This window comes from Allobosea sp. P2_B12 (assembly GCF_056404835.1).
In genome coordinates this window covers 793,287-815,502 of sequence record NZ_JBFUDG010000001.1, presented here as the reverse complement: position 1 = coordinate 815,502, position 22,216 = coordinate 793,287, and the positions used below count along the sequence as shown (strand labels likewise).

At 66.4% G+C, this 22,216-nt stretch carries 26 protein-coding genes; 13 read left to right on the top strand and 13 right to left on the bottom strand.

The features are described from left to right. From AC1DYU_RS03955 to AC1DYU_RS03940, 4 genes are all read left to right on the top strand, one after another. On the top strand, window positions 1-507 hold the full coding sequence (locus tag AC1DYU_RS03955) for an N-acetyltransferase family protein (protein ID WP_476790495.1): 507 nt from the start codon (window positions 1-3) through the stop codon (window positions 505-507). Further along, window positions 504-833, top strand: coding sequence for a hypothetical protein (locus tag AC1DYU_RS03950; RefSeq protein WP_476790494.1), 330 nt, complete (start codon window positions 504-506; stop codon window positions 831-833). Before AC1DYU_RS03955 ends, AC1DYU_RS03950 begins: the two co-directional genes overlap by 4 nt. A 95-nt stretch (window positions 834-928) precedes the next feature. Next, window positions 929-1,411, top strand: a complete 483-nt coding sequence (locus AC1DYU_RS03945; RefSeq protein WP_476790493.1) for an N-acetyltransferase family protein — start codon at window positions 929-931, stop codon at window positions 1,409-1,411. Between the two features lie 298 nt (window positions 1,412-1,709). Next, complete coding sequence (locus tag AC1DYU_RS03940) at window positions 1,710-2,417, top strand: glutathione S-transferase N-terminal domain-containing protein (RefSeq protein WP_476790492.1); 708 nt, start codon at window positions 1,710-1,712, stop codon at window positions 2,415-2,417. Between the two features lie 405 nt (window positions 2,418-2,822). Here AC1DYU_RS03940 and AC1DYU_RS03935 read toward each other — a convergent pair whose 3' ends face one another. Further along, on the bottom strand, window positions 2,823-3,521 hold the full coding sequence (locus tag AC1DYU_RS03935; protein ID WP_158482606.1) for a metal-dependent hydrolase: 699 nt from the start codon (window positions 3,519-3,521) through the stop codon (window positions 2,823-2,825). A gap of 21 nt (window positions 3,522-3,542) precedes the next feature. Continuing rightward, window positions 3,543-3,827: a GIY-YIG nuclease family protein gene (locus AC1DYU_RS03930; RefSeq protein ID WP_476790491.1), complete on the bottom strand. Its 285-nt coding sequence runs from the start codon at window positions 3,825-3,827 to the stop codon at window positions 3,543-3,545. Window positions 3,828-4,058: 231 nt separating this feature from the next. Here AC1DYU_RS03930 and ade point away from each other — a divergent pair, with 231 nt between their 5' ends. The 3 genes from ade (at window position 4,059) to AC1DYU_RS03915 (ending at window position 6,276) form a co-directional block, all read left to right on the top strand. Beyond that, window positions 4,059-5,774: an adenine deaminase gene (ade, locus tag AC1DYU_RS03925; protein WP_476790490.1), complete on the top strand. Its 1,716-nt coding sequence runs from the start codon at window positions 4,059-4,061 to the stop codon at window positions 5,772-5,774. An 84-nt stretch (window positions 5,775-5,858) separates the two neighbouring features. Then, a complete protein-coding gene (locus AC1DYU_RS03920) occupies window positions 5,859-6,110 on the top strand; it encodes a ribbon-helix-helix domain-containing protein (protein ID WP_476790489.1) in 252 nt (83 codons plus the stop codon). Continuing rightward, complete coding sequence (locus AC1DYU_RS03915) at window positions 6,094-6,276, top strand: type II toxin-antitoxin system RelE/ParE family toxin (RefSeq protein ID WP_476790488.1); 183 nt, start codon at window positions 6,094-6,096, stop codon at window positions 6,274-6,276. The genes AC1DYU_RS03920 and AC1DYU_RS03915 overlap by 17 nt, the downstream gene beginning before the upstream one ends. A 147-nt stretch (window positions 6,277-6,423) precedes the next feature. Here AC1DYU_RS03915 and AC1DYU_RS03910 read toward each other — a convergent pair whose 3' ends face one another. The 5 genes from AC1DYU_RS03910 to AC1DYU_RS03890 form a co-directional block, all read right to left on the bottom strand. Then, complete coding sequence (locus tag AC1DYU_RS03910) at window positions 6,424-7,404, bottom strand: Ldh family oxidoreductase (RefSeq protein ID WP_476790487.1); 981 nt, start codon at window positions 7,402-7,404, stop codon at window positions 6,424-6,426. Continuing rightward, window positions 7,401-8,330: a hydroxyacid dehydrogenase gene (locus tag AC1DYU_RS03905; protein ID WP_476790486.1), complete on the bottom strand. Its 930-nt coding sequence runs from the start codon at window positions 8,328-8,330 to the stop codon at window positions 7,401-7,403. The genes AC1DYU_RS03910 and AC1DYU_RS03905 overlap by 4 nt, the downstream gene beginning before the upstream one ends. Before the next feature lie 26 nt (window positions 8,331-8,356). Further along, window positions 8,357-9,421, bottom strand: a complete 1,065-nt coding sequence (locus AC1DYU_RS03900) for a YeiH family protein (RefSeq protein ID WP_476790485.1) — start codon at window positions 9,419-9,421, stop codon at window positions 8,357-8,359. 79 nt (window positions 9,422-9,500) lie between these two features. Next, on the bottom strand, window positions 9,501-10,781 hold the full coding sequence (locus AC1DYU_RS03895) for a UxaA family hydrolase (protein WP_476790484.1): 1,281 nt from the start codon (window positions 10,779-10,781) through the stop codon (window positions 9,501-9,503). 191 nt (window positions 10,782-10,972) lie between these two features. Beyond that, window positions 10,973-11,260, bottom strand: coding sequence for a UxaA family hydrolase (locus AC1DYU_RS03890; protein ID WP_476790483.1), 288 nt, complete (start codon window positions 11,258-11,260; stop codon window positions 10,973-10,975). A gap of 95 nt (window positions 11,261-11,355) precedes the next feature. Between AC1DYU_RS03890 and AC1DYU_RS03885 the strand changes: the two genes are divergently transcribed. From AC1DYU_RS03885 to ruvX, 3 genes are all read left to right on the top strand, one after another. After that, window positions 11,356-12,120 carry a GntR family transcriptional regulator gene (locus AC1DYU_RS03885; RefSeq protein ID WP_158482599.1) on the top strand — a complete coding sequence of 255 codons (765 nt, stop codon included), beginning with the start codon at window positions 11,356-11,358 and terminating at the stop codon, window positions 12,118-12,120. 91 nt (window positions 12,121-12,211) lie between these two features. Next, window positions 12,212-13,204 carry a tripartite tricarboxylate transporter substrate-binding protein gene (locus tag AC1DYU_RS03880; RefSeq protein ID WP_476790482.1) on the top strand — a complete coding sequence of 331 codons (993 nt, stop codon included), beginning with the start codon at window positions 12,212-12,214 and terminating at the stop codon, window positions 13,202-13,204. Between the two features lie 81 nt (window positions 13,205-13,285). Continuing rightward, the gene (gene ruvX, locus AC1DYU_RS03875) at window positions 13,286-13,777 is read left to right on the top strand and encodes a Holliday junction resolvase RuvX (protein WP_476790481.1); all 492 of its coding nucleotides are present in this window, start codon (window positions 13,286-13,288) and stop codon (window positions 13,775-13,777) included. 64 nt (window positions 13,778-13,841) lie between these two features. Here the strand turns inward: ruvX and AC1DYU_RS03870 are convergent, their stop codons facing one another. Together AC1DYU_RS03870 and AC1DYU_RS03865 are read right to left on the bottom strand one after the other, a co-directional pair. Then, window positions 13,842-14,189 carry a hypothetical protein gene (locus AC1DYU_RS03870; RefSeq protein ID WP_476790480.1) on the bottom strand — a complete coding sequence of 116 codons (348 nt, stop codon included), beginning with the start codon at window positions 14,187-14,189 and terminating at the stop codon, window positions 13,842-13,844. A gap of 144 nt (window positions 14,190-14,333) precedes the next feature. Beyond that, a complete protein-coding gene (locus tag AC1DYU_RS03865) occupies window positions 14,334-14,735 on the bottom strand; it encodes a hypothetical protein (RefSeq protein WP_158482596.1) in 402 nt (133 codons plus the stop codon). A gap of 317 nt (window positions 14,736-15,052) precedes the next feature. Between AC1DYU_RS03865 and AC1DYU_RS03860 the strand changes: the two genes are divergently transcribed. Both AC1DYU_RS03860 and AC1DYU_RS03855 read left to right on the top strand, forming a co-directional pair. Next, window positions 15,053-15,967: an AEC family transporter gene (locus AC1DYU_RS03860; RefSeq protein WP_476790479.1), complete on the top strand. Its 915-nt coding sequence runs from the start codon at window positions 15,053-15,055 to the stop codon at window positions 15,965-15,967. A gap of 166 nt (window positions 15,968-16,133) precedes the next feature. Continuing rightward, window positions 16,134-16,442, top strand: a complete 309-nt coding sequence (locus tag AC1DYU_RS03855) for a hypothetical protein (protein WP_476790478.1) — start codon at window positions 16,134-16,136, stop codon at window positions 16,440-16,442. An 81-nt stretch (window positions 16,443-16,523) separates the two neighbouring features. Here the strand turns inward: AC1DYU_RS03855 and dprA are convergent, their stop codons facing one another. Genes dprA through AC1DYU_RS03835 form a run of 4 tightly spaced genes read right to left on the bottom strand, consistent with a single transcriptional unit; the run spans window position 16,524 to window position 20,681 of the window. Beyond that, the gene (dprA, locus tag AC1DYU_RS03850; RefSeq protein WP_476790702.1) at window positions 16,524-17,735 is read right to left on the bottom strand and encodes a DNA-processing protein DprA; all 1,212 of its coding nucleotides are present in this window, start codon (window positions 17,733-17,735) and stop codon (window positions 16,524-16,526) included. Between the two features lie 15 nt (window positions 17,736-17,750). Beyond that, on the bottom strand, window positions 17,751-18,374 hold the full coding sequence (gene plsY / locus AC1DYU_RS03845; protein WP_476790477.1) for a glycerol-3-phosphate 1-O-acyltransferase PlsY: 624 nt from the start codon (window positions 18,372-18,374) through the stop codon (window positions 17,751-17,753). A gap of 32 nt (window positions 18,375-18,406) precedes the next feature. After that, on the bottom strand, window positions 18,407-19,711 hold the full coding sequence (gene pyrC / locus AC1DYU_RS03840) for a dihydroorotase (protein WP_158482593.1): 1,305 nt from the start codon (window positions 19,709-19,711) through the stop codon (window positions 18,407-18,409). A 25-nt stretch (window positions 19,712-19,736) separates the two neighbouring features. Next, entirely contained in the window at window positions 19,737-20,681 is a 945-nt protein-coding gene (locus AC1DYU_RS03835; protein ID WP_158482592.1) for an aspartate carbamoyltransferase catalytic subunit, read from the bottom strand. A 155-nt stretch (window positions 20,682-20,836) separates the two neighbouring features. Between AC1DYU_RS03835 and AC1DYU_RS03830 the strand changes: the two genes are divergently transcribed. Further along, window positions 20,837-21,967, top strand: a complete 1,131-nt coding sequence (locus AC1DYU_RS03830) for a serine hydrolase domain-containing protein (RefSeq protein ID WP_476790476.1) — start codon at window positions 20,837-20,839, stop codon at window positions 21,965-21,967. The last annotated feature ends 249 nt before the right edge of the window (window positions 21,968-22,216 follow it).

Here is a 22,216-nt window from a genome sequence, read left to right as displayed (position 1 = left end):
GTGACGCCGGACGGTCTCATCATCCGCGATGCCGAGGCCGCCGACCTGCCGGCGGTGCGAGCGCTTCTGGTCGAGACCTGGCATGCGACCTATGACGGCATCTATGGCTGGCAGCGCGTCGCCGAGATCACCAATGCCTGGCACTCGCTGGAGAACCTCTCGGCACAGCTCGGCCGCGAGAGCGGCGCCTTCCTCGTAGCCCTGGTTGGCGACGAAATCATCGCGACCTCATCTGCCCGCATCGAGCGCGACCATGCCGCTCTGCTGACGCGGCTCTATGTGATTCCGACCTATCAGGGCGTCGGCGTCGGCCGCACACTGCTGCAGGTGACGCTGGCCTGCTTTCCGCAGGCGCCGGTGGCGCGCCTCGAGGTCGAGAGCCAGAATGAGCCTGCTATCGCCTTCTACGAGCGCATGGGCTTCTTCCTGCAGCGCCAGGCCCGCTTCGACGGCCGCGACGACACGCCCAACACGCTGCTGATGGCCAAGCGGCTGTTCGCGGAATGAAGGCCTATGATGTGATACCCTTCGGGGAGCGGCAGTTCCTGCTCAATTTCTGGCCCGTGGATGGCTTTTTGGAGCAATTCGGCCCCGGACAACATCATATGGCTACCTGCAAGATCGCCCTCTCGGACGGTAATGCCAGCCTCCTCGATTGCCTTGTTCGCCGTGATCGTAAGCGCAACTTTGCCAACATGCTGGTCGACAAGGTCTATATCCTCGTGAAGACGGATTTCTCTGCCGAGGCCCTTCAAGCGGCGACCTATCAGATGGCGGATGTCGGCAAAGCAATCAGCGAGACTGAGGCGCTAGCCTGGAAAAACGAGCCCTAGGAGCAGAACGCAGGCTTCTAAGCGATAAATTCTTGACTGGCCCCTGCCGGCGTTGCCCCGCTCGGCTACCTCGAGCAAAAGCGAGGACGCTTCTGTTGACCGCTTTGAACAATGACAAGATCAGTATCCGCCGCGCCCGGCTCGAAGACGTCCCGCGCATTGCCACGCTGATCATGCAAGGCGCCGCGAAGCAGACGATGACGGAGGCGGAGATCGCGGCGGAAGCCGCCCATCCCGGCTATGAGGAGGCCTTCGCGGCGGTGCAGGCCAGCCCCGACAACACGCTCTTCGTGGCCGAGCAGGCCGGCACTGTCGTCGGCACCTTCCAGATCACGCTGATCCCCGGCCTCGTCGCAAAGGGACGCAGGCGCGCCAAGATCGAGAGCGTCCATGTCGCGCCGGAATGCCGGGGCCAAGGCATCGGCGCCGTGATGATGCACCATGCGGTCGCCTTCGCCCGGCAGAACGGCGTCGGCCTGCTCGAATTGACCTCGAACAAGGACCGCATCGACGCGCACCGCTTCTACCGCAATTTAGGCTTCGAGCAGAGCCATGAGGGCTTCAAGCTGCCGCTCTGAACGCTGAGCATCGCGAGCCCTCATCCTGAGGAGCCGCGTCAGCGGCGTCTCGAAGGATGCTTCAGGAGGCTCCCGAGACATCTGGACCATCCTTCGCGACGCAAGCCTTTCGGCTTGCTCCTCGGGATGAGGGGTGGAAGCAGTCAAGCTGGCGCTCTGAGACAGGTTTCGGGCGCTGGCGCATCCATGTTCACGTCATGGCAAGACTGCATGGCGCGAGGCCGGCGGCTCTTTCTCAGCTCCCGGAAGAGGCTTACAAAGCGCGTCTCAACGTCTGCACAGTGACCGGAAGCAGCACATGCCCGCCAGCCAGACCAAGCCGATCGACCTGTATTACTGGCCCACCCCGAACGGGTGGAAGATCAGCATCATGCTGGAGGAGTGCGGGCTGCCCTACACCGTCCATCCGATCAACATCGGCAAGGGCGACCAGTTCAAGCCCGACTTCCTGGCGATCTCGCCCAACAACCGCATGCCCGCGATCGTCGATCCCGAGGGTCCCGACGGCAAGCCGATCTCGGTCTTCGAATCCGGCGCCATCCTGCAATATCTCGGGCGCAAGACCGGGATGTTCTATCCGGCCGACGAGCGCGCCCGCGTCGCCGTCGACGAATGGCTGTTCTGGCAGATGGGCGGCCTGGGACCGATGCTGGGCCAGACCCATCATTTCCGCCTCTACGCGCCCGAGAAGATCCCCTACGCCATCGACCGCTACACCAACGAGACCAACCGGCTCTATGGCGTACTGAACAAGCGGCTCGAAGGCCGCGACTATATCTGCGGCGATTATTCCATCGCCGACATGGCCTGCATCGGCTGGGCGCGCGGCTGGGAGAAGCAGGGCCAGGACCTCAAGCAGTTCCCGCAGGTCGCGAAATGGCTCGATACCATGCTGGCGCGCCCCGCCGTGCAGCGCGGCATCAAGGTCGGCGAAGCCCTACGCAACCCCGCCGGCATCAGCACGCCGGAGGAAAAGGCGATCCTGTTCGGCCAGAAGGCGCGCTGAGCCGACGCACCGAAAGCCCGGTCCGGCTGATCGCCGCGGGGTTTCGGGGTCTGCGAATGCGTATCCAAGGGGATGCGCGGGACGAGGTGGCGCCGCAGTCGACGGCTGCGTGCCGATGTCGATGTCGAATGTCTGTGTCGAAGCAGCGCCAACAGCCGCCGCCTCGTCCCGCACGCGGTTATCTGGGGGTCCCTCGTCGTCCCTACGTCCCGGCACGGGCTCGGGCCTGCCCAGTTTCGGCCCTGACGATCGACGGCACCTCCATGGTCGAAAGCGCGCGACAGCTCCCTTCCATGAACACCACACTCCACCCGGCCGCACGACGCCTCGCGACAGCCCCCTTGGTCGGGCGGAGTGGCGGCAGGATAGGGTTGGGTTTGTTGGGCGGGGATAAGATTTCGCCGCTCAGAGCTCGACCGCCTCGCCCTTCGCCGGAACCAGTGCCCGGACCTCGCTCCCCGCCAGCGCTGCCACAAACGCATCGGCATTGGGATCGATGATCGGAAACGAGCCGTAATGACAGGGGATCGCTGTCTTCGGCTTGACGAAGCGTGTCATCGCCAACGCCGCCGTCCTGCCGCCCATGGTGAAGCGGTCGCCGATCGGGCAGATGCAGATCTCGACCCCATGGATTTCGCTGATCAGCGCCATGTCGGCGAAAATGTCGGTATCACCCATATGCCAGAGCGTCTTCTCGCCCTTGGCCTTGATGATGGCGCCATTGGGGTTGCCGAGCGGACACGTCACGCCGGCCTCGACCAAGCCAGCGGAATGGTCGGCGCGCACCAGGCTGACGCTGAAGGCGCCGCAATCGACCGTGCCGCCAGTGTTCATCGGCTCGAAGGTCTTCAGGCCCTTGGAGGCGAGATACATGCACAGATCGTAATTGGTCACGACGGTGGCGCCATTCGCCTCGGCGATCGCACGCGCATCGCCGATATGGTCGCCATGGCCGTGGGTGATGACGATATGGCTGACACCCTTCGAGGCCGCCGCGACATCGCCCTCGAAGGACGGGTTGCCGGTGAAGAACGGATCGATCAGCAGGGATGCCCCGGCGAGATCGATACGGAAGGCGGAATGGCCGAACCAGGTGAGTTTCATCGGGGCCTCCAGAATGCTCGCTCAGTCGAGATGCGTCGTCGGATATAGATCATTCCAGTCCGGGTTGGCGCGCTCGATCAGCGCAATCTTCCAGGATCGGCGCCAATGCTTGATCCGCTTTTCCTGGACGATGGCTTCGTCGGGCGTATCAAAATGCTCGGCATAGACGAGGCGCAGAGCGCCATGGCGGGCGGCGAATTCCGAGCCCCGGCCGTCACGATGCTCCGATACGCGACGCGAAAGTGAGTTGGTGACGCCGACATACAGCGTGCCGCCCTTTTTGCTCGCAAGCAGATAGACCCACATCGCCGTCCCTTCGCGCGCCGTCGTCCCGGGCGAAGCGCAGCGCAGACCCGGGACCCATTCCGGAACGATGCCAGATGGACGCCGTGGCGCTCAAGCTTGTTGCCGTTCCGGAATGGATCCCGGGTCGGCGCGGCTTCGCCGCTTGCCCGGGATGACGCGCGCTCGGACGGATCGACAATCCCAATTTCCACATGCAGGTTGGCAGCGACGCCACCCGATTGGAACCACAGCATGACCGATGCCGCCAAGGTCTCCAGCCAGGAACTGGCCCGCCGGATCGCCCAGGGACGAGGCGACGAGCCCGCCGATCTCGTGATCAGGGGCGCGCGATTGTTCGATCTGGTCACGGGCGCGCTGGTCGAGACCGATATCGCACTGTGCGGCGACACCATCGTCGGCACCCATGGCAGCTATCAGGGCAAGGCCGAGTTCGACGCCGCCGGGCTGATCGCGGTGCCCGGCTTCATCGACACGCATCTCCATGTCGAATCCTCGCTGGTGACGCCGCTCGAATTCGAGCGCTGCGTGCTGCCGCATGGCGTCACCACGGCGATCTGCGACCCCCACGAGATCGCCAATGTGCTCGGCGTCGAGGGCATCGCCTATTTCCTTGAATGCGCCGAGGCGATGCGGATGGACCTGCGCGTCAACCTGTCGAGTTGCGTGCCGGCGACGCATCTGGAGACCGCCGGAGCCCGGCTCGATGCCGGCGACCTCACGCCGATGATGGATCACCCCAAGGTGATCGGACTGGCGGAGTTCATGAACTTTCCGGGCGTGATCCATCGCGATCCCGGCTGCCTCGCCAAGCTAGAGGCCTTCTCGGGCCGGCATATCGACGGCCATGTGCCACTGGTCCGAGGGATGGACCTCAACGCCTATCTCTCGGCCGGCATCCGCACCGACCACGAGACGACGACAGCCGACGAAGCCCGCGAAAAGCTCGCCAAGGGCATGGCGATCCTGATCCGCGAGGGTTCGGTCTCGAAGGATCTGCATGCGCTGATCCCGCTGATCTCGCGCGATGCCTCGCCCTTCCTCGCCTTCTGCACAGACGATCGCAATCCGCTGGACATCGCCGAGGAGGGCCATCTCGATTACATGATCCGCACGGCCATCGCCCATGGCGCAGATGTGCTGGCGACGTATCGCATCGCCTCGTTGTCGGCCGCGCGGAATTTCGGGCTGTTCGACCGCGGCTTCATCGGGCCGGGCAAGCGCGCCGACATTGTGCTGGTCGAGGATCTCGCAGCTTGTTCCGTGAAGCAGGTTTTTGCCGGCGGCAGGCTGGTCGAACCGGCGCTGTTCGCAGACCGGACCCAAATCGAGCCGGTCGGGCTGGGTAGCGTGAAGAGCAGGGCGCTGACGCCTGCGGACTTCGAGGCGGCGGCACGCGACGGCGAGACGCCCGTGATCGGCGTGGTGCCAGGGCGCATCATCACCGAGCGGCTCAGCCTGCGCCTGCCGTCGCGCGAGGGCCTAGCCCTGCCCGATCTCGACCAGGACGCCGTCAAGGTCACGGTGATCGAGCGTCACGGCAAGACGGGCGGCATCGCGACCGGATTCGTCCACGGCTTCGGCATGAAGCATGGCGCGATCGCCTCGTCCGTCGGCCATGACAGCCACAACCTCTGCGTCGTCGGAGTCGATGAAGCCTCGATGGCAGTGGCCGCCAACCGGCTGATCGAGATCGGGGGCGGGTTTGCGGTCGCCGATGGCGGTGTCGTAACGGCGGAACTGGCGCTGCCGGTCGCGGGGCTGATGAGCGACCAGCCTTTCGAGACGGTGCGGCATGGGCTGGAGGATCTGCGGGCGGCCGCGAAGGCACTCGGCGTCGTGTTGGCCGAGCCCTTCCTGCAGGTCGCCTTCCTGACCCTGCCGGTGATCCCGCATCTGAAGATCACCGACAAGGGGCTGGTTGATGTCGATGCGTTCGATTTCGTCTGACTGTCCCGGCTGCGAGACCCGTGGTAAATTTCCAAGCCTTGCATGTGGAGGTTCGCGATGGACGATCCGAACACGACGTTGACGGTGACGCTGGGCGATCTCGTCGAAAAGATCGGGGAGCGCGTCCGCTCGGGCGAATATGACTCGCCGAGCGAGGTCGTGCGCGCCGGACTGGAAGCGCTGGAACGGGAGGAGCGCGCTTTCGACGCCGAATTGAAGGCCAAGGTCGAGGAGGCTATGGCCGATCCGCGGCCGTCGATCCCGGCAGATCAGGCGTTTGAAGAACTCGAAGAGCATCACAGGCAGCGCATGGCTCGCGATGCTGCCAGGCTTTGAGATCACGCTGAGGCCTGCCGCGCGCGAGGACCTGCGCGAAATCTACGACTGGATTGCAGAGAGAAGCAGCGCACAAACTGCGATTGGCTACATCCGGCGCATCCAACGGAGCTACCGGTCGCTCGCCTTCTTTCCGGAACGCGGAACGCGGCACGCGACGCGATGATCTCTACCCTGGCTTGCGGACGTTCGGAGTCGAGCGCCGCGTGACGATTGCTTTTCGGATCGATGCGCAGCAAATCGTCATCATGCGTATCCTCTATGGTGGCCGCGATCTTGAGGGAGCCTTCGATCAAGGCGCCTTCTGACATGCTCAGAGTGCCAATAGCCCGTCCGCCACTTCAATCCCTTCCGCCCTAGCCTTCGCGCGCAGCCCCAGGCGCCGGACCCCCGGCAGCCTCGTACCCTCTTGCGCCTCGATGGCGTGTGCGAGGAGGCGCATGCGCTCGTCGAACCAGTTGCCGCCCATCGCATGCGGGTCGATGGCGAGGATGAGCTGGCCGGTGTCGGGGGGACCACCGACCGCGTCGATGAAGGATGAGGCCTGGAAGCCGAAATGCGCGCCGACCAGCGCGGCCGCGAGGATTTCGACCATCATGGCGAGCGTAGCGCCCTTGGCGTCGCCGAGCGGAAGCATCGTGCCCGCGAGCGCGGCGGCCGCATCCGTCGTCGGCTTGCCATGGACGTCGAGCGCCCAGCCTTCGGGAATCGCCTCGCCCCTCTGCCTGGCCGCGACGATCGGGCCACGGGCGACCTTCGACAGCGCCATGTCGATGACGACCGGCTCGCGACCGGCCAGCGGCGCGGCAAAGGCGATCGGGTTGGTGCCGAAGACCGGCTTCGAGCCGCCCCAGGGGGCGATGGCGCCGGGCGTGTTGGCGAAGAGCATGGCAACGAGGCCCTGCTCGGCTAGGCGCTCGACATGCAGGCCGGCGGCGCCGCAATGGCTCGAGCGGCGGATCGGACAGGCGATCACGCCCTGTGCTCGGGCCAAGTCGGGCAGTTCGATCACGGCGAGATCGATCGCGGGATAGGCGAAGCCGTGACAGGCGTCGATCGCCAGCACGCCGGGCTTCGGGCGGCTTTCGATCGGCACCGCGCGGCCGTCGATCTTGCCGGCTTTCAGCATGGCAAGGTAGGTCGGGACGCGCGACAGGCCATGGCCTTTCAGCCCGTCGGCCTCGGCCATCACCAGTGCCCAGGCGACGGAGGCGGCATTGGCGGATGAGGCGCCCGCCTCCGCGAATAGCTCTGTCAGCCGGGCCTCCGCCTGCTCAATGGAAAGCCGTGTCATGCCCTGCCCTCCAGAGCGGCCATGACGCGCTCGGCCACCAGCCCGGAGACGCGGCCGTTGGACTCGACCGTGTTGCCGGCAATATGCGGCGTCAGGATCAGGTTCGGGACATCGGCGAACAGCTTGCCGGCCGCGCGCAATGGCTCCTCGGCGAAGACGTCGATCGCCGCGCCGCCAAGCTTGCCCGATTTCAGTGCCGCAACCAGCGCAGCCTCGTCCATGATCCCGCCGCGCGCCGCATTGATCAGGATCGCGTCCGGCTTCATCCGGGCGAAAGCCTGCTTGCCGATCAAGCCCTTGGTCTCGGGCGTCAGGGGCAGATGGATGCTGATGACGTCGGAGGTCGCCAGCACGGCGTCGAGCTCGAGCCGCTCGGTTCCGGCCCAGACCTTGTCGTCGGCGGGGACGTAAGGATCGTAGGCGACGGTGTTCATGCCGAGCATGCGGCCATGCGTGGCGGCGTCGCGGGCGATGGCGCCGAAGCCGACGAGGCCTAGCCGCTTGCCGGCGATCTCCCGGCCGATCAGCTTGGTCTTTGGGAACTCGCCCGCCACCATCGCGGCATTGGCAAAATAGGCGCCGCGCAGCAGCACCATGGCGCTGCCGATGACATATTCGACGACCGAGAGGCTGTTGGCCCCCGTCGCCGGAAAGACCTTGATGCCGCGCGCGGTGCAGACATCCATATCGATGTTGTCGAGGCCGACGCCGAGGCGGCCAACCACCTTGAGCTTCTTGGCAGCAGCCAGCACATCCCCCCTCACCTGCGTCTGGTTGCGCACGATCAGGGCCGGAATATCGGCGACGAGTTTCGCCAGCTCGTCGAGCTTGTCGAAGAGCTCGGGGTCGTGATGGACCTTGTAGCGGGCGCTCAGCGCAGCGACGGCCGCCTCGTCCATGAATTCGGTGATGACGATGTCGGTCATGGCAGGCGCCTTCCAGATTTTGACGGTCAGCCCAGAACGATCAGGCCGCCCGTAACGATAACGAGAATAACGAGGCTGGTGCCGATGACGAGGACCATGTGACGCCAGCCGAGCCTGGCCATGGCGCCGAGCGATGTACCGAGCCCGAGCGCCGCAATGGCGATGAGCAGGCCCCAGCCGGAGATCGCGAGCAGCAGGTTGCGGATCGGGCCGTAGACCGGCGCGAGCGCTGGCTGCATGGCAAGCAGGCTGTTCACCAGGCACAGCACCAGGAACATGATGGCGAAGACCGGCACAGGGACCTTGGCCTTGTCGGCGACGTTGCCGGCGAGCCGGGCCTCGTCGCGTACGAGCCACCAGCCGACGATCAGCACGGCCGGCAGCAGCAGAAAGACGCGGAACAGCTTGACGATGATCGCGGCATTGGCGGCCTCATCCGAGACCGACTGGCCGGCGCCGACGACCTGCGCCACGTCATGGATGGTGGCGCCGAGCATGATGCCCGTCTGCGCCGGGGTGAAGCCGAGCCAGACGCAGATCAGCGGATAGGCCAGCATCGCCAGCGTCGAGAGCGCGTTCATAGCGATGACGGTGAAGGCGACGTCGGCGGCCTTGCTCTTGTAGTCGGGTACGACGGTCGCGGTCGCCAATGCGGCCGAAGCGCCGCAGACGGCGGTCGCGACGCCGCCGAGCGCACCCATGCCGGTCTCGCGGCCAAGCCAACGCGCCAGCAGGAAGCCCGACAGGATCGTGGCCGTCATCGCGACGATCACGAGCAGAGCGGTCGTCAGGCCGAGCGCGATGATGTCGCCGAGCGCGACGCGCAGGCCGAGCAGCGCGATCGCCCAGCGCAGCATCTTCTTGACGCAGAAGACCATGCCCGCCTGAAAGCGAACTGCGTTGGCGTAAGGGTGAAGCAGCATGCCGATGATGAGGGCGATCACGACCGCGGGGATGCCGAAGCGTCCGCCGGCGGCGGATTTCAGCAGAGGTTCCGCAATATAGGCTGCGACCGCGACCGCAGCCGACAGCGCGATCCCGTCGAGGAGCGGACGCCAGGCACTGAGGCGGGTCGTCGTCGCGATGGACAAGATTGTCAGGCTCCCGAGGTTTCGGCCGGGGCGGATAAGGCCGGAGCGGCGCGTGGCCGCTCCGGCTGTTAACAGCCGCTCAGGCCGAGCGGTAGAGCTTGGTCATCGAGAATTCGCGGTGCCCCAATGCTTCCGCCGCAGTCAGGCGGCCATTGGCGGTGCGTACGATGTTCTCGATCAGGGCGTCGCCGGCCTGCGGGATCGTCATGTCGCGGCGCAGAATGCCGGAGACGTCGACGTCGATATGCTCCGGCATGGTGCGCATCGTCTTGGGGTTGCCGGTGATCTTGATGACCGGGACAATCGGGTTGCCGATGACGTTGCCCTGCCCGGTCGGGAAGGTGTGCACGACATAGCCGCCCGCCGCCATCAGCGTCACGCATTCGGCCGCGGCCGAGGAGGTGTCCATGTAATAGAGCCCCGGCCCCTTGGTCGGCGCCTCGGCCGGCTGCAGGATGTCGATATAGGTGCACTCGCGGCCGATCTTCTCGAGGTTGCCGAGCGCCTTTTCCTCGATCGTGGTCAGGCCGCCGGCGATGTTGCCCTTGGTCGGCTGCGAATCCGAGAGATCGTCGGTCTTGTGGGCCTCGATGACGTCGTCCTGATAGGCCTTCCACATCTTGTACCAGCGCTCGCCGACCTCCGGCGTCGCCGCGCGGGCCTTGCAGAGATGCTCGGCACCGGTGATCTCGGAGGTCTCGCCGAAGACGCCATAGACGCCGCGCGGAATCCACTTGTCGTACATGTTGCCGACGGTCGGGCAGGATGACAGGCCGGTGGTGGTGTCGGACTCACCGCATTTGGTCGAAACCCAGAGCTCCTCGATGCCGCACTTCTCGCGTTGCAGCTCGGTTGCCCACTGGACGAACTCCTTGGCGACATAGGATGCCTTGGCGATGGTAGCGATGTCGCCATGGCCCTCGATGCCGAAGCCGACCACCGGCTTGCCGGTCTTGGCGATGCCGTCGACGACGCGCTTGGTCCAGCCATCCTCGATGCCGATGACGATGACGGCGGCGACGTTGGGGTTCGAGCCGGTGCCAATCAGGGTGCGGAAATGCAGGTCGAGATCCTCGCCGAACTGCAGGCGGCCATAGGCATGCGGGATCGCCAGCGTGCCCTTGACGTTGTTGGCGACGGCCTCGCAGGCGGCGTTGGAGAGATCGTCCAGCGGCAGCAGCAGGACATGATTGCGGACGCCGACCCGGCCGTTCTCACGGCGCCAGCCGGTGAAGGAATCGAGGCTGCGGCCGGTCGGGCGCTTCACCACCGGGGCCTTGAACTCGGGGGCCTCGATCTTGCGGCCCTTGATCCTGGCGAGCTTGCCTTTGACGAGATCGAAATTCGCGACGATCGACATGGTGTTTCCTTCCTGATGGGGTGGCTCGACCGTTTGCGCGGGAGCCGGGAACGACGGTGGGGGATGTCATCCCGGGCGACCGGAGGGAGACCCGGGATCCATTCCGGAACGGTTCAGGCATGGATCCCGGATCGGCGCCGCTTCGCGGCTTGTCCGGGATGACGCGGTGGTTCAGAGGAAAAAGACCGATCTCACCAGCGCTTGGTCTTGGCGTTGTGGACATGCAGGTGCTCGCCCTGCTTCACATCGGTCTTGGCCTGGCCGATGTCCTGACCATATTTCCAGATCGTCTCGCCCTTCTCGATGTCCTTAAGGGCGACCTTGTGGCCGATCGGGATGTCCATCTTCGCCGCCAGGCGGAAATCGGAATTATCGTGCGTGACGACGCACAGCATGTCGGTGCCGGCCTTCAGACCCTCGACGACGACGACGCCGACGGTGTCCTTCTTCTCATGAACCAGGAGGTGGGGCTTGCTCATCGGTATCTCCTCACAGCGCTTGTTGTCACAGCGTTCTCGACGGTCATCCGGATTCAGGACTCGACCACCCTTGAGACAAGTCTTATATAAGACACATGACTGAGCACAAGGTCGAAATTGCGACGCGGCCGGATTCGTCCGCTGGGGCCGAAATTCTAGGATTTCGGCCGCTTTACCAGCAGGTCAAGGCGAGTTTCGTGCGCCGGCTCGTCGATGGCAGCTGGGCGCCCGGCATGGCCTTGCCGAGCGAAGGTCAGCTCGCCAGCGAGATCGGCGTCAGCCAGGGCACGGTGAGAAAGGCGCTGGACGAACTCGCTGCGGAGAATCTGCTGGTGCGCCGCCAGGGCCGCGGCACCTTCGTCGCCGAGCATGACGAGCAGCGCATCCTGTTCCGGTTCTTCAAGTTGATGTCCGATGATGGCATCGCGCGCTTTCCCGACAGCAAGGTGCTCGACAGCACAAGCGGCCCCGCCGATGCGGCCGAACGCATGGCGCTGAATTTGCTGGCGCAGGAGCCTGTCATCCGCATCCGCCGCATCCGCTCGCTCGGCGGAAAACCGCTGGTTCTCGAAACCGTGAGTCTGCCGGCCCATGTCTTTCCGGGGCTGGAAAATGGCCCGGTGCCGAACAATCTCTACAGCCTGTTCGCCACGCGCTACGGCATCACCATCGCCAACGCCCGCGAGCGGCTGAAGGCCGTTGCACTCACGCCCGGTCAGGCCGAGCATCTGTGTGTCGTGGCGGGAACGCCCGCGCTCGAGATCGACCGCATCGCGCTTTCGCTGGATGGCTCGGCCGTCGAGCGACGTCTCAGCCTGTGTCTGACGGAGGAGGCTCACTACCAGTCCGATCTGCGCTGATACGTTCGAGGTCCGAGAACTTACCCATCCAGAACTTACCCACCAAAGCCGACACAGAGCGGCAGTTCGCCACGACCCATGGAGGATACGCATGAGCATGACGAAGAGGGCAGCCCTTGCCGGGCTGCTGACGCTAGGCCTGTCTGCATTTGGCCTATCCGCGCCCGCGCTGGCGCAGGCCTTTCCGACCAAGCCGATCACCGTGATCGTCTCCTTCGCCGCGGGCGGGCCGAGCGACGTCATCGCCCGCCTGTTGGGCGAGCAGATGAGTCGGACGCTCGGCCAGCCGGTGGTGGTCGAGAACGTCGCCGGAGCCGGCGGAACCGCCGGCGCCAAGCGCGTCGCGGCCGCCGAACCGGACGGGCACACGATCCTGATCCACCATCTCGCGCTGGCCGCCGCGCCGGCGCTCTATGCCAATCTCGGCTACGACACGAAGACGGCCTTCGCGCCGATCGGGCTGGTCAATACCGGACCGATGGTCATCGCCAGCAAGCTCGCCTTGCCGACGCCGGACGCCAAGGCGTTCTTCCCCTATATCAAGGAGAACGCCGACAAGCTGACGATCGCCCATGCCGGCGTCGGCTCGAACTCGCATCTCTGCGCCGTGCTGATCTCGCAGCAGCTTGGAGCCAAGTTCAACCAGGTCGCCTATCGCGGCACGGGACCGGCGATGAACGACCTCGTTGGCGGGCAGATCGACCTGCTCTGCGATCAGTCGACCTCGGCGATCCCGCAGATCCAGGGCAACAGCATCCGGGCCTATGCGGTGACCTCGGCGCAGCGGCTCGACGTGCTGCCCAATACGCCGACGATGTCGGAGGCCGGCTCCAAGCTCGACATGACGATCTGGCACGGCCTCTACGCGCCGAAGGGCACGCCCGTGCCCGTGCTCGACAAGCTGAATGCGGCGCTGCGCGTCGCGCTCAAGGATCCGGGGGTGGTCGAGAAATTCAAGGCCTTCGGCACCAGCACCTTCCCGGAAGCCGAATGGACCCGCGACGCCCATGCGAAGGCCTTCGCGGCCGAAATCGACAAATGGGCTGCATCGCTGGCGGCGGCCGGCGTCAAGCCGCAGGGCTGAGTTCGCTTCAACGGCATCGGGCATGCGCCGCTCGCCTCGCGCGGCGGCGCATGCTACCGCCAGCCCATGTCAAGCACCGCCATGTCCAGCAATGTCGTGCCACTCGAAGCCTTCGTCGCCCTGCCCGATCACGCAAGGCTGCTCGGGCTCGACCTCGGCACCAAGACGATCGGCCTGGCCCTCTCCGACCTCGAGCGCCAAATCGCGACGCCGCTCGAAACCATCAAGCGCGTCAAGTTCAGTCTCGATGCGGTGGCGCTGCTGAAGGTGGCGGAGAAGTATGCCGTCGCCGGCCTTGTCGTCGGGCTGCCGCTCAACATGGACGGCACGGAAGGTCCGCGCGTGCAGTCGACCCGCGCCTTCGTGCGCAACCTCGTGCCGCTGACAAAGCTGCCCATCGTCTTCTGGGACGAACGCATGTCGACGCTGGCCGTGACGCGGACGCTGCTCGACGCCGATGCGTCGCGGGCCAAGCGCGCCGCCGTCGTCGACAAGATGGCCGCAGCCTACATCCTGCAGGGCGCGCTCGACCGGCTGATGCGGATGCAACCGGACGAGCTGGCGCAGGACTGACACGATAACGCCGCCACGGCCGAGGCCGGAGCGGCGCAATCGCCAGATCAATGTTGGCCTGGGCTCACGGAATGATGACGCCGTTCCTATAAGCCTTCTTCTGAGCGCGGCGATGATTCTCGATCGCCCGCGCCCGCTTTTCCGGGCTCATGCCGGCCAGCGGATCGGGCGCGCCGCGTCCGCCGCGGCCGTAGCGCTCGTCGCGCCCGCCATAACCGCCGCGGTCGCCACGGTAACCGTCACGGTAGCCATCGCGACGCTCATAGCCCCTGTTGCCGTCATAGCCGCGCTGATAGCCGCCGCCCGGCGCCGGATACTCGTTGCCCCGGATCTGCGCGGATGCCGGCAGCCCCCAGGCGAGAGCCGCGGCCAATACGCCGAAGCCGGCCGCGAGTGTCTTGTTGATCGTCATCGTTCTGTTCCCCCTCCGAATCGTCATCGTCTCATTCGTCACGGCCAGCACTTCGCACGTTTGCAGCTCTTGGCACGTTAAGACGCGGCAAAGAAAACCCGCGCGCCCTCAAGGACGCGCGGGGTAGCGCTACCTGCGGACCGCTCAGCGGTGATCGCGGAAGTCGTAGCTCGGCCGGTAATAGCCGCGACGATAGGCGGGTGCCGCATAGACCGGAGCTGCATAGACCGGAGCCGGCGCGTAGACCGGCTCATAGGTATCGTAGCCGTCGTCGTAATAGTACGGATCGGCATAGGCACGCCGGCTCGAAGCCACGGCCGCCGCGCCGAGAATGCCGAGGCCGACGCCGGCTGCGATCGCCGCGCCGCGATTGCCGCCGCGCCAACCACGATGGCCGCGATAGTACTGAGTGTATTCCGCCGGTGCCTTGTCGAGCCTTGCGGCATCGAAGCCTTGCGGAGCTGCAAAAGCCGGCGTCGCGAAGCCGGCCGAAACGACGCTCGCCGAGGCGAGCGCGACGATGGCGGTCTTCCTGAGAGACATCATGATCCGATCTCCTGTTGTGCCGGGACGCTCCCCGACCTGCCGGGAAATTTGGTCCCGACCGATTGAATGCCGCGTGAACCAATCACGGCCGGATTGCGGCACGCGCAACGCTGCCTAAGCCCTGCGCCATTGCCCAACGCCGACCGTCATGAAAGGAGTGGCCTTGCGGCCTCTCAGGCTCATCCATGGCAGTCGCGTGAGAGATCAACGGGCGCGCCTGTTCGTTGTTCCATTCGGCGTCCCCTGCGGGCGGCTTCCGCCGCTCGTCAAGCCTCCCTGACTTCTCGCTTGTGCCCTCCCTTGCCTTCGCAGATGCCATGCTCACCAGCCTGATCGCCGTCTTCCTCGTCATCGCGACGGGCTGGTTCCTCAAGGCCCGCGGCATCGTCTCGCCGGCGCATTGGCTCGGCGTCGAACGCCTGACCTATCAGGTGCTGTTCCCGGCCGTGGTGATCCACACGCTTGCCGTCGCCGATCTCGGGCGTCTGCCGGTGCTGGCGATGGGCGCGAGCCTGGTCCTGGCGATCCTCACCGTCGCCGGCCTGCTGCTGGCATCGCGGCGGCTTTTGCTGCGCGCCGGCATCGACGGCCCAGCCTTCACCTCGATCTTCCAGGGCTCGATCCGCTGGAACACCTTCATTGCGCTGGCTCTGGCGGCCGGGCTGCAGGGGCGTGACGGCACCACGCTGATGGCGATCGCGGTCGCAGCGATGATCCCGCTGTTGAACGTGCTCTGCGTGCTGGTGCTGGCGCGCTATGCGAATGGCCGGCCAATGACCGCGGCAGCGACCGCGCGTTCGATCGCTTTCAACCCCTTCATCTGGTCGTCAGTGGTCGGCCTCCTGCTCAACCAGCTGCAGTGGATGCTGCCGGTGGCGATCACCACCTATCTCGACGTGATGGGACGCGCCGCGCTCGGCGTCGGCCTGCTTGCCGTGGGCGCGGGGCTCGACCTGCGCAGCCTGACGCGGCCTCGGCTTGCCCACTGCATCGCGGTCAGCGTCAAGCTCGTCGTCATGCCGCTACTGGCCTGGACGATCGCCCGCCACCTCGGCCTGTCGGGACCAGCGCTGACCATGACCGTCGTCGCCGCATCGGTCCCCACCGCGACCGCGGCCTATTTCCTTGCCCGCGATCTGGGAGGCGACGCGCCGCTGATGGCCGAGATCACGACCTTGCAGACCCTGCTCGCCCTGGCGACGCTGCCGCTGGCGGTCCTGTTCCTCCTCTGAAACCCATCCTTTTGTGAAGTCAAAACTGCTTCTCCAAGATCAACACCCCCTTGAGATCGCGAACGAACGCACGCTATGATTGTATGATCGCGACTCGTTCATCCCTATGTTGATCGGGCCGTGATCGTTCAAATCTGCCCATTCTTTGCAGGGGAGCCGGTCGGCGATGCCGTCAAATGGACGAAATCCGCTCGTATCGCGGAATGCCGGGGACCCGCTGCACGGCGACGTCGCGCCTCAGGCCAGCGCCGGAGAAAACCCTCGCAGTGTCGAGAAAGTCAGCGATCCGCGCGCGACCCAGCGCGACGTGGCCGCTTATATCGAGCATCTCACAGCGGATTTGCGCGCCATGTCACGCTCCGTGGATCTCGACAGCCTGGCCTATTTTCTGGAGATGGCACGGCTTGAAGCCTCGACCCAGGTCGAGCGGCTCGGGCGATCCGTCGACAGAGGAGACCATCCGCAAGAGACCTAGCGAGCGACCCGAACTGCAGAACCTGGCCCCTGCCCCTACCGGTGCTGTAACCGGAGGTTGCATCGCCCGTGCAGGGACCCATCAAACCTCAACGCGGGTCAACGTGCCGCCGGGATGATGCTGGACGAGGCCATCGAGTTCGAGATCCAGCACGGTCCGGCTGATCTCGCGGGCGGACCGTCCGCTCGCACGGACGAGGTCATCGACGGAGATCGGCGCGCTGCCGAGGAGTTGCAGGACAAGGCGGCGCATGTCCACGGCGTCATCGCCGGGGGCGCCGGTTGCCGCCGCGAAGACGCGCTCCGGTTCGGGAACCGCCGCCGCGGGAGCGGGCTCGATGCCCGGCAGGTCGAGTTCGTCCCAGAGCGCCTGCGTCATGCTCTCGCCGGCGCCGTCTCGCAGGGCGGGCGGCGGCGGAAGAAAACCGAGATCGCTGTCGAGCAGCGGCGTCAGCGCCTCGATGATATGCGCAGCCTCCGAGCACAGCGTCGCGCCCTCGCGGATCAGGTGATTGCCGCCCTCGGCGCGCGGATCGAGCGGCGAGCCCGGCACGGCGAAGACCAGCCTGCCCTGCTCGTTGGCGAAGCGCGCCGTGATCAGCGAGCCGGATTTGCGCGCCGCCTCGACCACAACCGTGCCAAGCGACAGGCCCGAGACCAGCCGGTTGCGGCGCGGAAAATCCCGTCCGCGCGGCGCAAGCCCGAGCTGCATCTCGCTGATCGCGGCGCCCTGCTCCAGCAGCCGCTGCAGCAAGGGGATGTTCTGCGGCGGATAGACCTCGTCCAGCCCGCCGGCCAGGACCGCGACCGTCCCGGTCAGGGTGCTGGCTTCGTGGGCGGAGGTGTCGATGCCGCGCGCCAGGCCCGACACCACGACGAAGCCGGCCTCGCCGAGATCGCGGGCCAGCCGGGCCGTGAACTTCATGCCGGCGGCGGAGGCGTTGCGCGAACCGACCAGCGCCACGCAAGGGCGCAACAGAACCTCCGCCTGCCCGAGCACGGCGATCAGCGGCGGCGCGGTGTCGATCGCCTGTAGCGGCCGGGGGTACTGCGCCTCGCCGAGCGCGATCAGCCGGCCGCCGAGCCGGCGCAGCGCCTCTATTTCGCGCTCGGCCTCGGCCATCGCGCAGATGCGGAGTGCCCGGCCAGCCTGCCGGGCGAGGTCGGGAAGTGCGTCAAGCGCGGCGGCCGCGCCACCGAAGCGGTTCATCAAAGAGCGGAAGGTGCGCGGCCCGACGCTTTCGCTGCGGATCAGGCGGAGCCAATCGAGTCGCTGGCGGTCGGTGAGGACGATGCCAGCCATGCCGCGTCAGCCCTTCCCGCCGATCTTGCCCTCGCCGCCGGAGAGCAGCCGGGAGATATTGGTCCGGTGCATGAACCAGAGCAGCACAGCCAGCACCGCCATCAGCAGCGCAGCGCGGCGGTCGCCGATCCAGAACCACAGCAGGAGCGGCGTCAACACGCTCGCAACCAGCGCGGCGAGCGAGGAGTATTTCGAGAGCTTGGCGACGCAGAGCCAGATCGCGGCGAAAGCCAGCGCAACCGGCCAGGCGAGCCCGATCAGAATGCCGAGATAGGTGGCGACGCCCTTGCCGCCCCTGAAGCCGATCCAGACCGGGAAGAGATGACCGAGAAAGGCACCGAGCCCGGCAACGAGCGCGGCCTGGGGGCCGCCTAGTGCATAGAACCCGACTAGGACCGCCGCCGTGCCCTTCAGCATGTCGCCGAGCAGGGTCAGCGCCGCGAGCGTCTTGTTGCCGGTGCGCAGCACATTGGTCGCGCCGATATTGCCCGAGCCGATGCTGCGCAGGTCAGGCCCGCCACTCAGCTTCGTCAGGACGATACCGAAGGGAACCGAGCCGAGCAGGTAGCCGACGACGAGCGCCGCAGCGAAGGCGGGCCAGGACAGGGTCCAACTCAACAGATCCGACATGCAGCCCTCTCGTCGCGCTCGCGCAGCGTAACCTAACCCGCGGGGGCCTCATAGACCGCACGGCCGCCGACGAAGGTGGTTTGCACGATGCCTTCCAGCCTTGCCTCGTCGAAGGGCGAGTTCTTGGCTCGCGACTTCAGCTTGCGCTTGTCGACGACGTAAGGAGCGTCGAGGTCGAGCAGCATCACGTCGGCGGGCGCACCGGGCGCGAGGCGTCCGCAGCCGAGGCCGAGCAGTTTGGCCGGCCGGGTCGAAAGCGCAGCCAGCAGGTCCGGCAAGGTGATCTGGCTGGCCTGGACCATGCGCAGCGATGCCGAGAGCAAGGTCTCGATGCCGAGTGCGCCGTCGGCGGCCTCGGCGAAGGGCTGGCGCTTGGTCTCGACATCCTGCGGGTCGTGGTCGGAGACCACGACGTCGATGACGCCCTCGGCCAGGCCTTCGACCAGAGCGAGGCGTTCGTGCTCGTCGCGCAGCGGCGGCGAGACCTTGCAGAAGGTGCGGTAGTCGCCGACGTCGTTCTCGTTCAGCGTCAGATTGTTGATCGAGGCGCCGCAGGTGACGCGCAGGCCCTCGGCTTTCGCCCGGCGCACGAGCTCGACCGAGTCGGCGCAGGAAATCATGGCGGCGTGGTAGCGGCCGCCGGTCGCCCGGGCGAGCCTGATGTCGCGCTCCAGCATCACCGTCTCGGCCTCGCGCGGGATGCCGGGCAGACCCCGGCGGCTGGCGAACTCGCCCTCGTTCATGACGCCGGAGCCACGCAGATCGGGGTCTTCGACATGGTTCATGATCAGCGCGTCGAAATCGCGGGCATAGATCAGCGCCCGGCGCATGATCTGCGGGTTGCGCAGGGCCCGGGCGCCATCCCCGAAAGCAACCGCGCCGGCTTCCAGCAAGAGCCCAATCTCGGTGATCTCCTTGCCAAGCAGGCCCTTTGTCAGGGCGGCCGACGGGAGGACGTTGACGATAGCCTTGTCGCGGGCGCGGCGCTTGATGAAGTCGATGATGGCGGGATCGTCGATCGGCGGGTCGGTGTCGGGCCGGCAGACGACGGTGGTGACGCCGCCGGCAGCCGCGGCCTGCGAGCCGGTGCCGAGCGTCTCGCGGAATTCGGCGCCGGGCTCGCCGAGGAAGGCGCGCAGATCGACGAGGCCGGGCGCGACGACGAGCCCGCTCGCATCGACGCGGCGGATGCCCTCGCCCGTGGCAGGCGTAGCTTCGCCCCAACCGACCGAGGCGATGGTGCCACCGCGCAGCAGCAATGAGCCCGTCTCGTCGCGCCCCGTGGCGGGGTCGATGAGGCGTGCATTGACGATCGCGATGTCCTGAAGCTCGGCCATGCCCGGTTCCACTCGCGCTTTCGGCTCAGACATTAGGGAGATGCTGCGCCAGCGCGTCGAGCACCGCCATGCGCACTGCGACGCCCATCTCAACCTGCTCGCGGATCATCGACTGGGCGCCGTCGGCGACCTCGGAGGAAATCTCGACGCCGCGGTTCATCGGGCCGGGGTGCATCACCAGCGCATCGGCCTGCGCGCGCTCCAGCTTGTCGCGGTCGAGCCCGAAATAGCGGAAATACTCCTTCGATGACGGCACGAAGGCGCCATGCATGCGCTCGAGCTGGAGGCGCAGCATCATCACGATATCCGCGCCTTCCAGGCCTTTGTTCATGTCGGTGAAGATCTCGACGCCCATCCGCTCGATGCCGGCCGGCAGCAGCGTCGAGGGAGCGATCAGGCGCACTTTTGCGCCGAGCGCATTGAGCAGGATGATATTGGAGCGGGCGACGCGCGAATGCAGGATGTCGCCGCAGATCGCCACCGTCAGCCCGGCGATGCGGCCCTTGTTGCGGCGGATGGTCAGCGCATCGAGCAGGGCCTGCGTCGGATGCTCATGGGCGCCGTCGCCGGCATTCACGACGGAGCAGCCGACCTTGCGGGCGAGGAGATTGACCGCGCCGGCGGCGTGATGGCGCACGACGATGATGTCCGGCCGCATCGCGTTCAGCGTCGCGGCGGTGTCGATCAGCGTCTCGCCCTTCTTCACCGAGGACGAGGCAACCGACATGTTCATGACGTCGGCGCCCAGCCGCTTGCCGGCGAGCTCGAACGAGGCCTGCGTGCGGGTCGAGGGCTCGAAGAACAGGTTGATCTGGGTGCGGCCGCGCAGCGTCGCGGTCTTTTTCTCGACCTGCCGGGAGAGCGCGACATAGGCGTCCGCCCTGTCCAGCAGCCCCTCGATGTCCAAATGGGAGAGCCCCTCGATGCCGAGGAGATGCCGGTGCGGATAGAGCGGTGCTGGCGATGTCATTTGAAGAGGGGTGTTTAGGCGCGACTCGGCCAGGGCGCAAGCGGCCGATGACGGAATAGGAGCATGCGGCAGGGCCGATGGAAGTTTTGGCGAAACGCCGCTACGCCATGGAGAAGCGGCCTCCGCCGCGCCCAGCCCGCCGCGAGGAGCCTGCCTTGTCCACCGACATCTATGTTCCGGCTGCCGAAGGCGCGCCCTGGGAAACCGTCGCCCCCGTCGAGGCTGGTTTCGATTCGGCCCGGCTCGCTGCCGCCGTCGCCTTCGCGGAGGCGCATGAGAGCCCCTGGCCGCGCAGCCTGTTCTATCCTGACGGGCGCTATGTCGGGAATGTCGAGTGGAACGAGACCGGGCCGTGGAGCGAGATCGTCGGCCCGGTACGGGAGCGCGGCGGCCCGGCCGGGCTCGTGCTGAAGGCCGGCAGGATCGTCGCCGAATGGGGCGATACCGCTCGCACCGACATGACCTTCTCGATCGCCAAGAGCTACCTGTCCGTGCTGGCGGGGGTCGCCGTGCAGGACGGGCTGATCGCCAACCTCGACGAGCCGGTGGGTCGGAGCGTCGCCGGGCCGTTCTTCGAGAGCGCCCATAATGCACAAATCACCTGGCGGCATCTGCTGCAGCAATCCAGCGAGTGGCAGGGCGAGATCTTCGAGAAATCCGACCAGGTCGATCACAACCGCCAGATCGGGCCCGGCGCCGACAACAGCCGCAAGGGCCAGCGCCGGGAGATGCACGAGCCCGGCAGCTTCTACGAATACAACGACGTGCGGGTGAACCTGCTGGGTTATTGCCTGCTGCAGCGCTTCCGGCGGCCTTTGCCCGAGGTGCTGCGCGAGCGCATCATGGGTCCGATCGGCGCGTCCAAGGACTGGGAGTGGCAAGGCTACGAGAACTCCCATGTCGAGATCGACGGCAAGCGCATCCAGTCGGTGCCGGGTGGCGGGCATTGGGGTGGCGGGCTGTTCATCGGCGCGCGCGACCATGCCCGCTTCGGGCTGCTGATGGCGCGGGGCGGGCAATGGGGCGGGCGCTCGCTGCTGTCCGCCGATTGGATCGCGCAGATGGTCTCGCCCTCGCCGACGCTTTCGAACTACGGCTATCTCTGGTGGCTGAACCGCGCGCCCTCAGCCAAGCCGGGCGTGCCCGAGAGCGCCTTCTGGGCGCTCGGTGCCGGCACCAATGTGATCTTCGTCGATCCGCAGCACGACCTCGTCGCGGTGCTGCGCTGGATCGACGGCGCCTCCTTCGACGGCTTCCTCGCCAAGCTCATGGCCGCGCTGCGCTGAGGCCAGCGTCGGTCGCGCCAGCCCCGCCGGCCTTGCGTCGCGGCGACCGAGGCGCCATGTCAGGGCGCTCTTCAGGGACTGTGACCAAAAGGCCGCCCCACGGCACCGACGTGCAATCGGCGTTTGACACGGCCTATTCCCTGAACCACTTTCGCGCGCAATTCCGAACCGCCGGGTCTTTCGCCGGTCGCGAGATCGCCTCACGGGGGCGTTTCGCGCTCCGAGGAGGCTATTAGCGAGACACCGCAC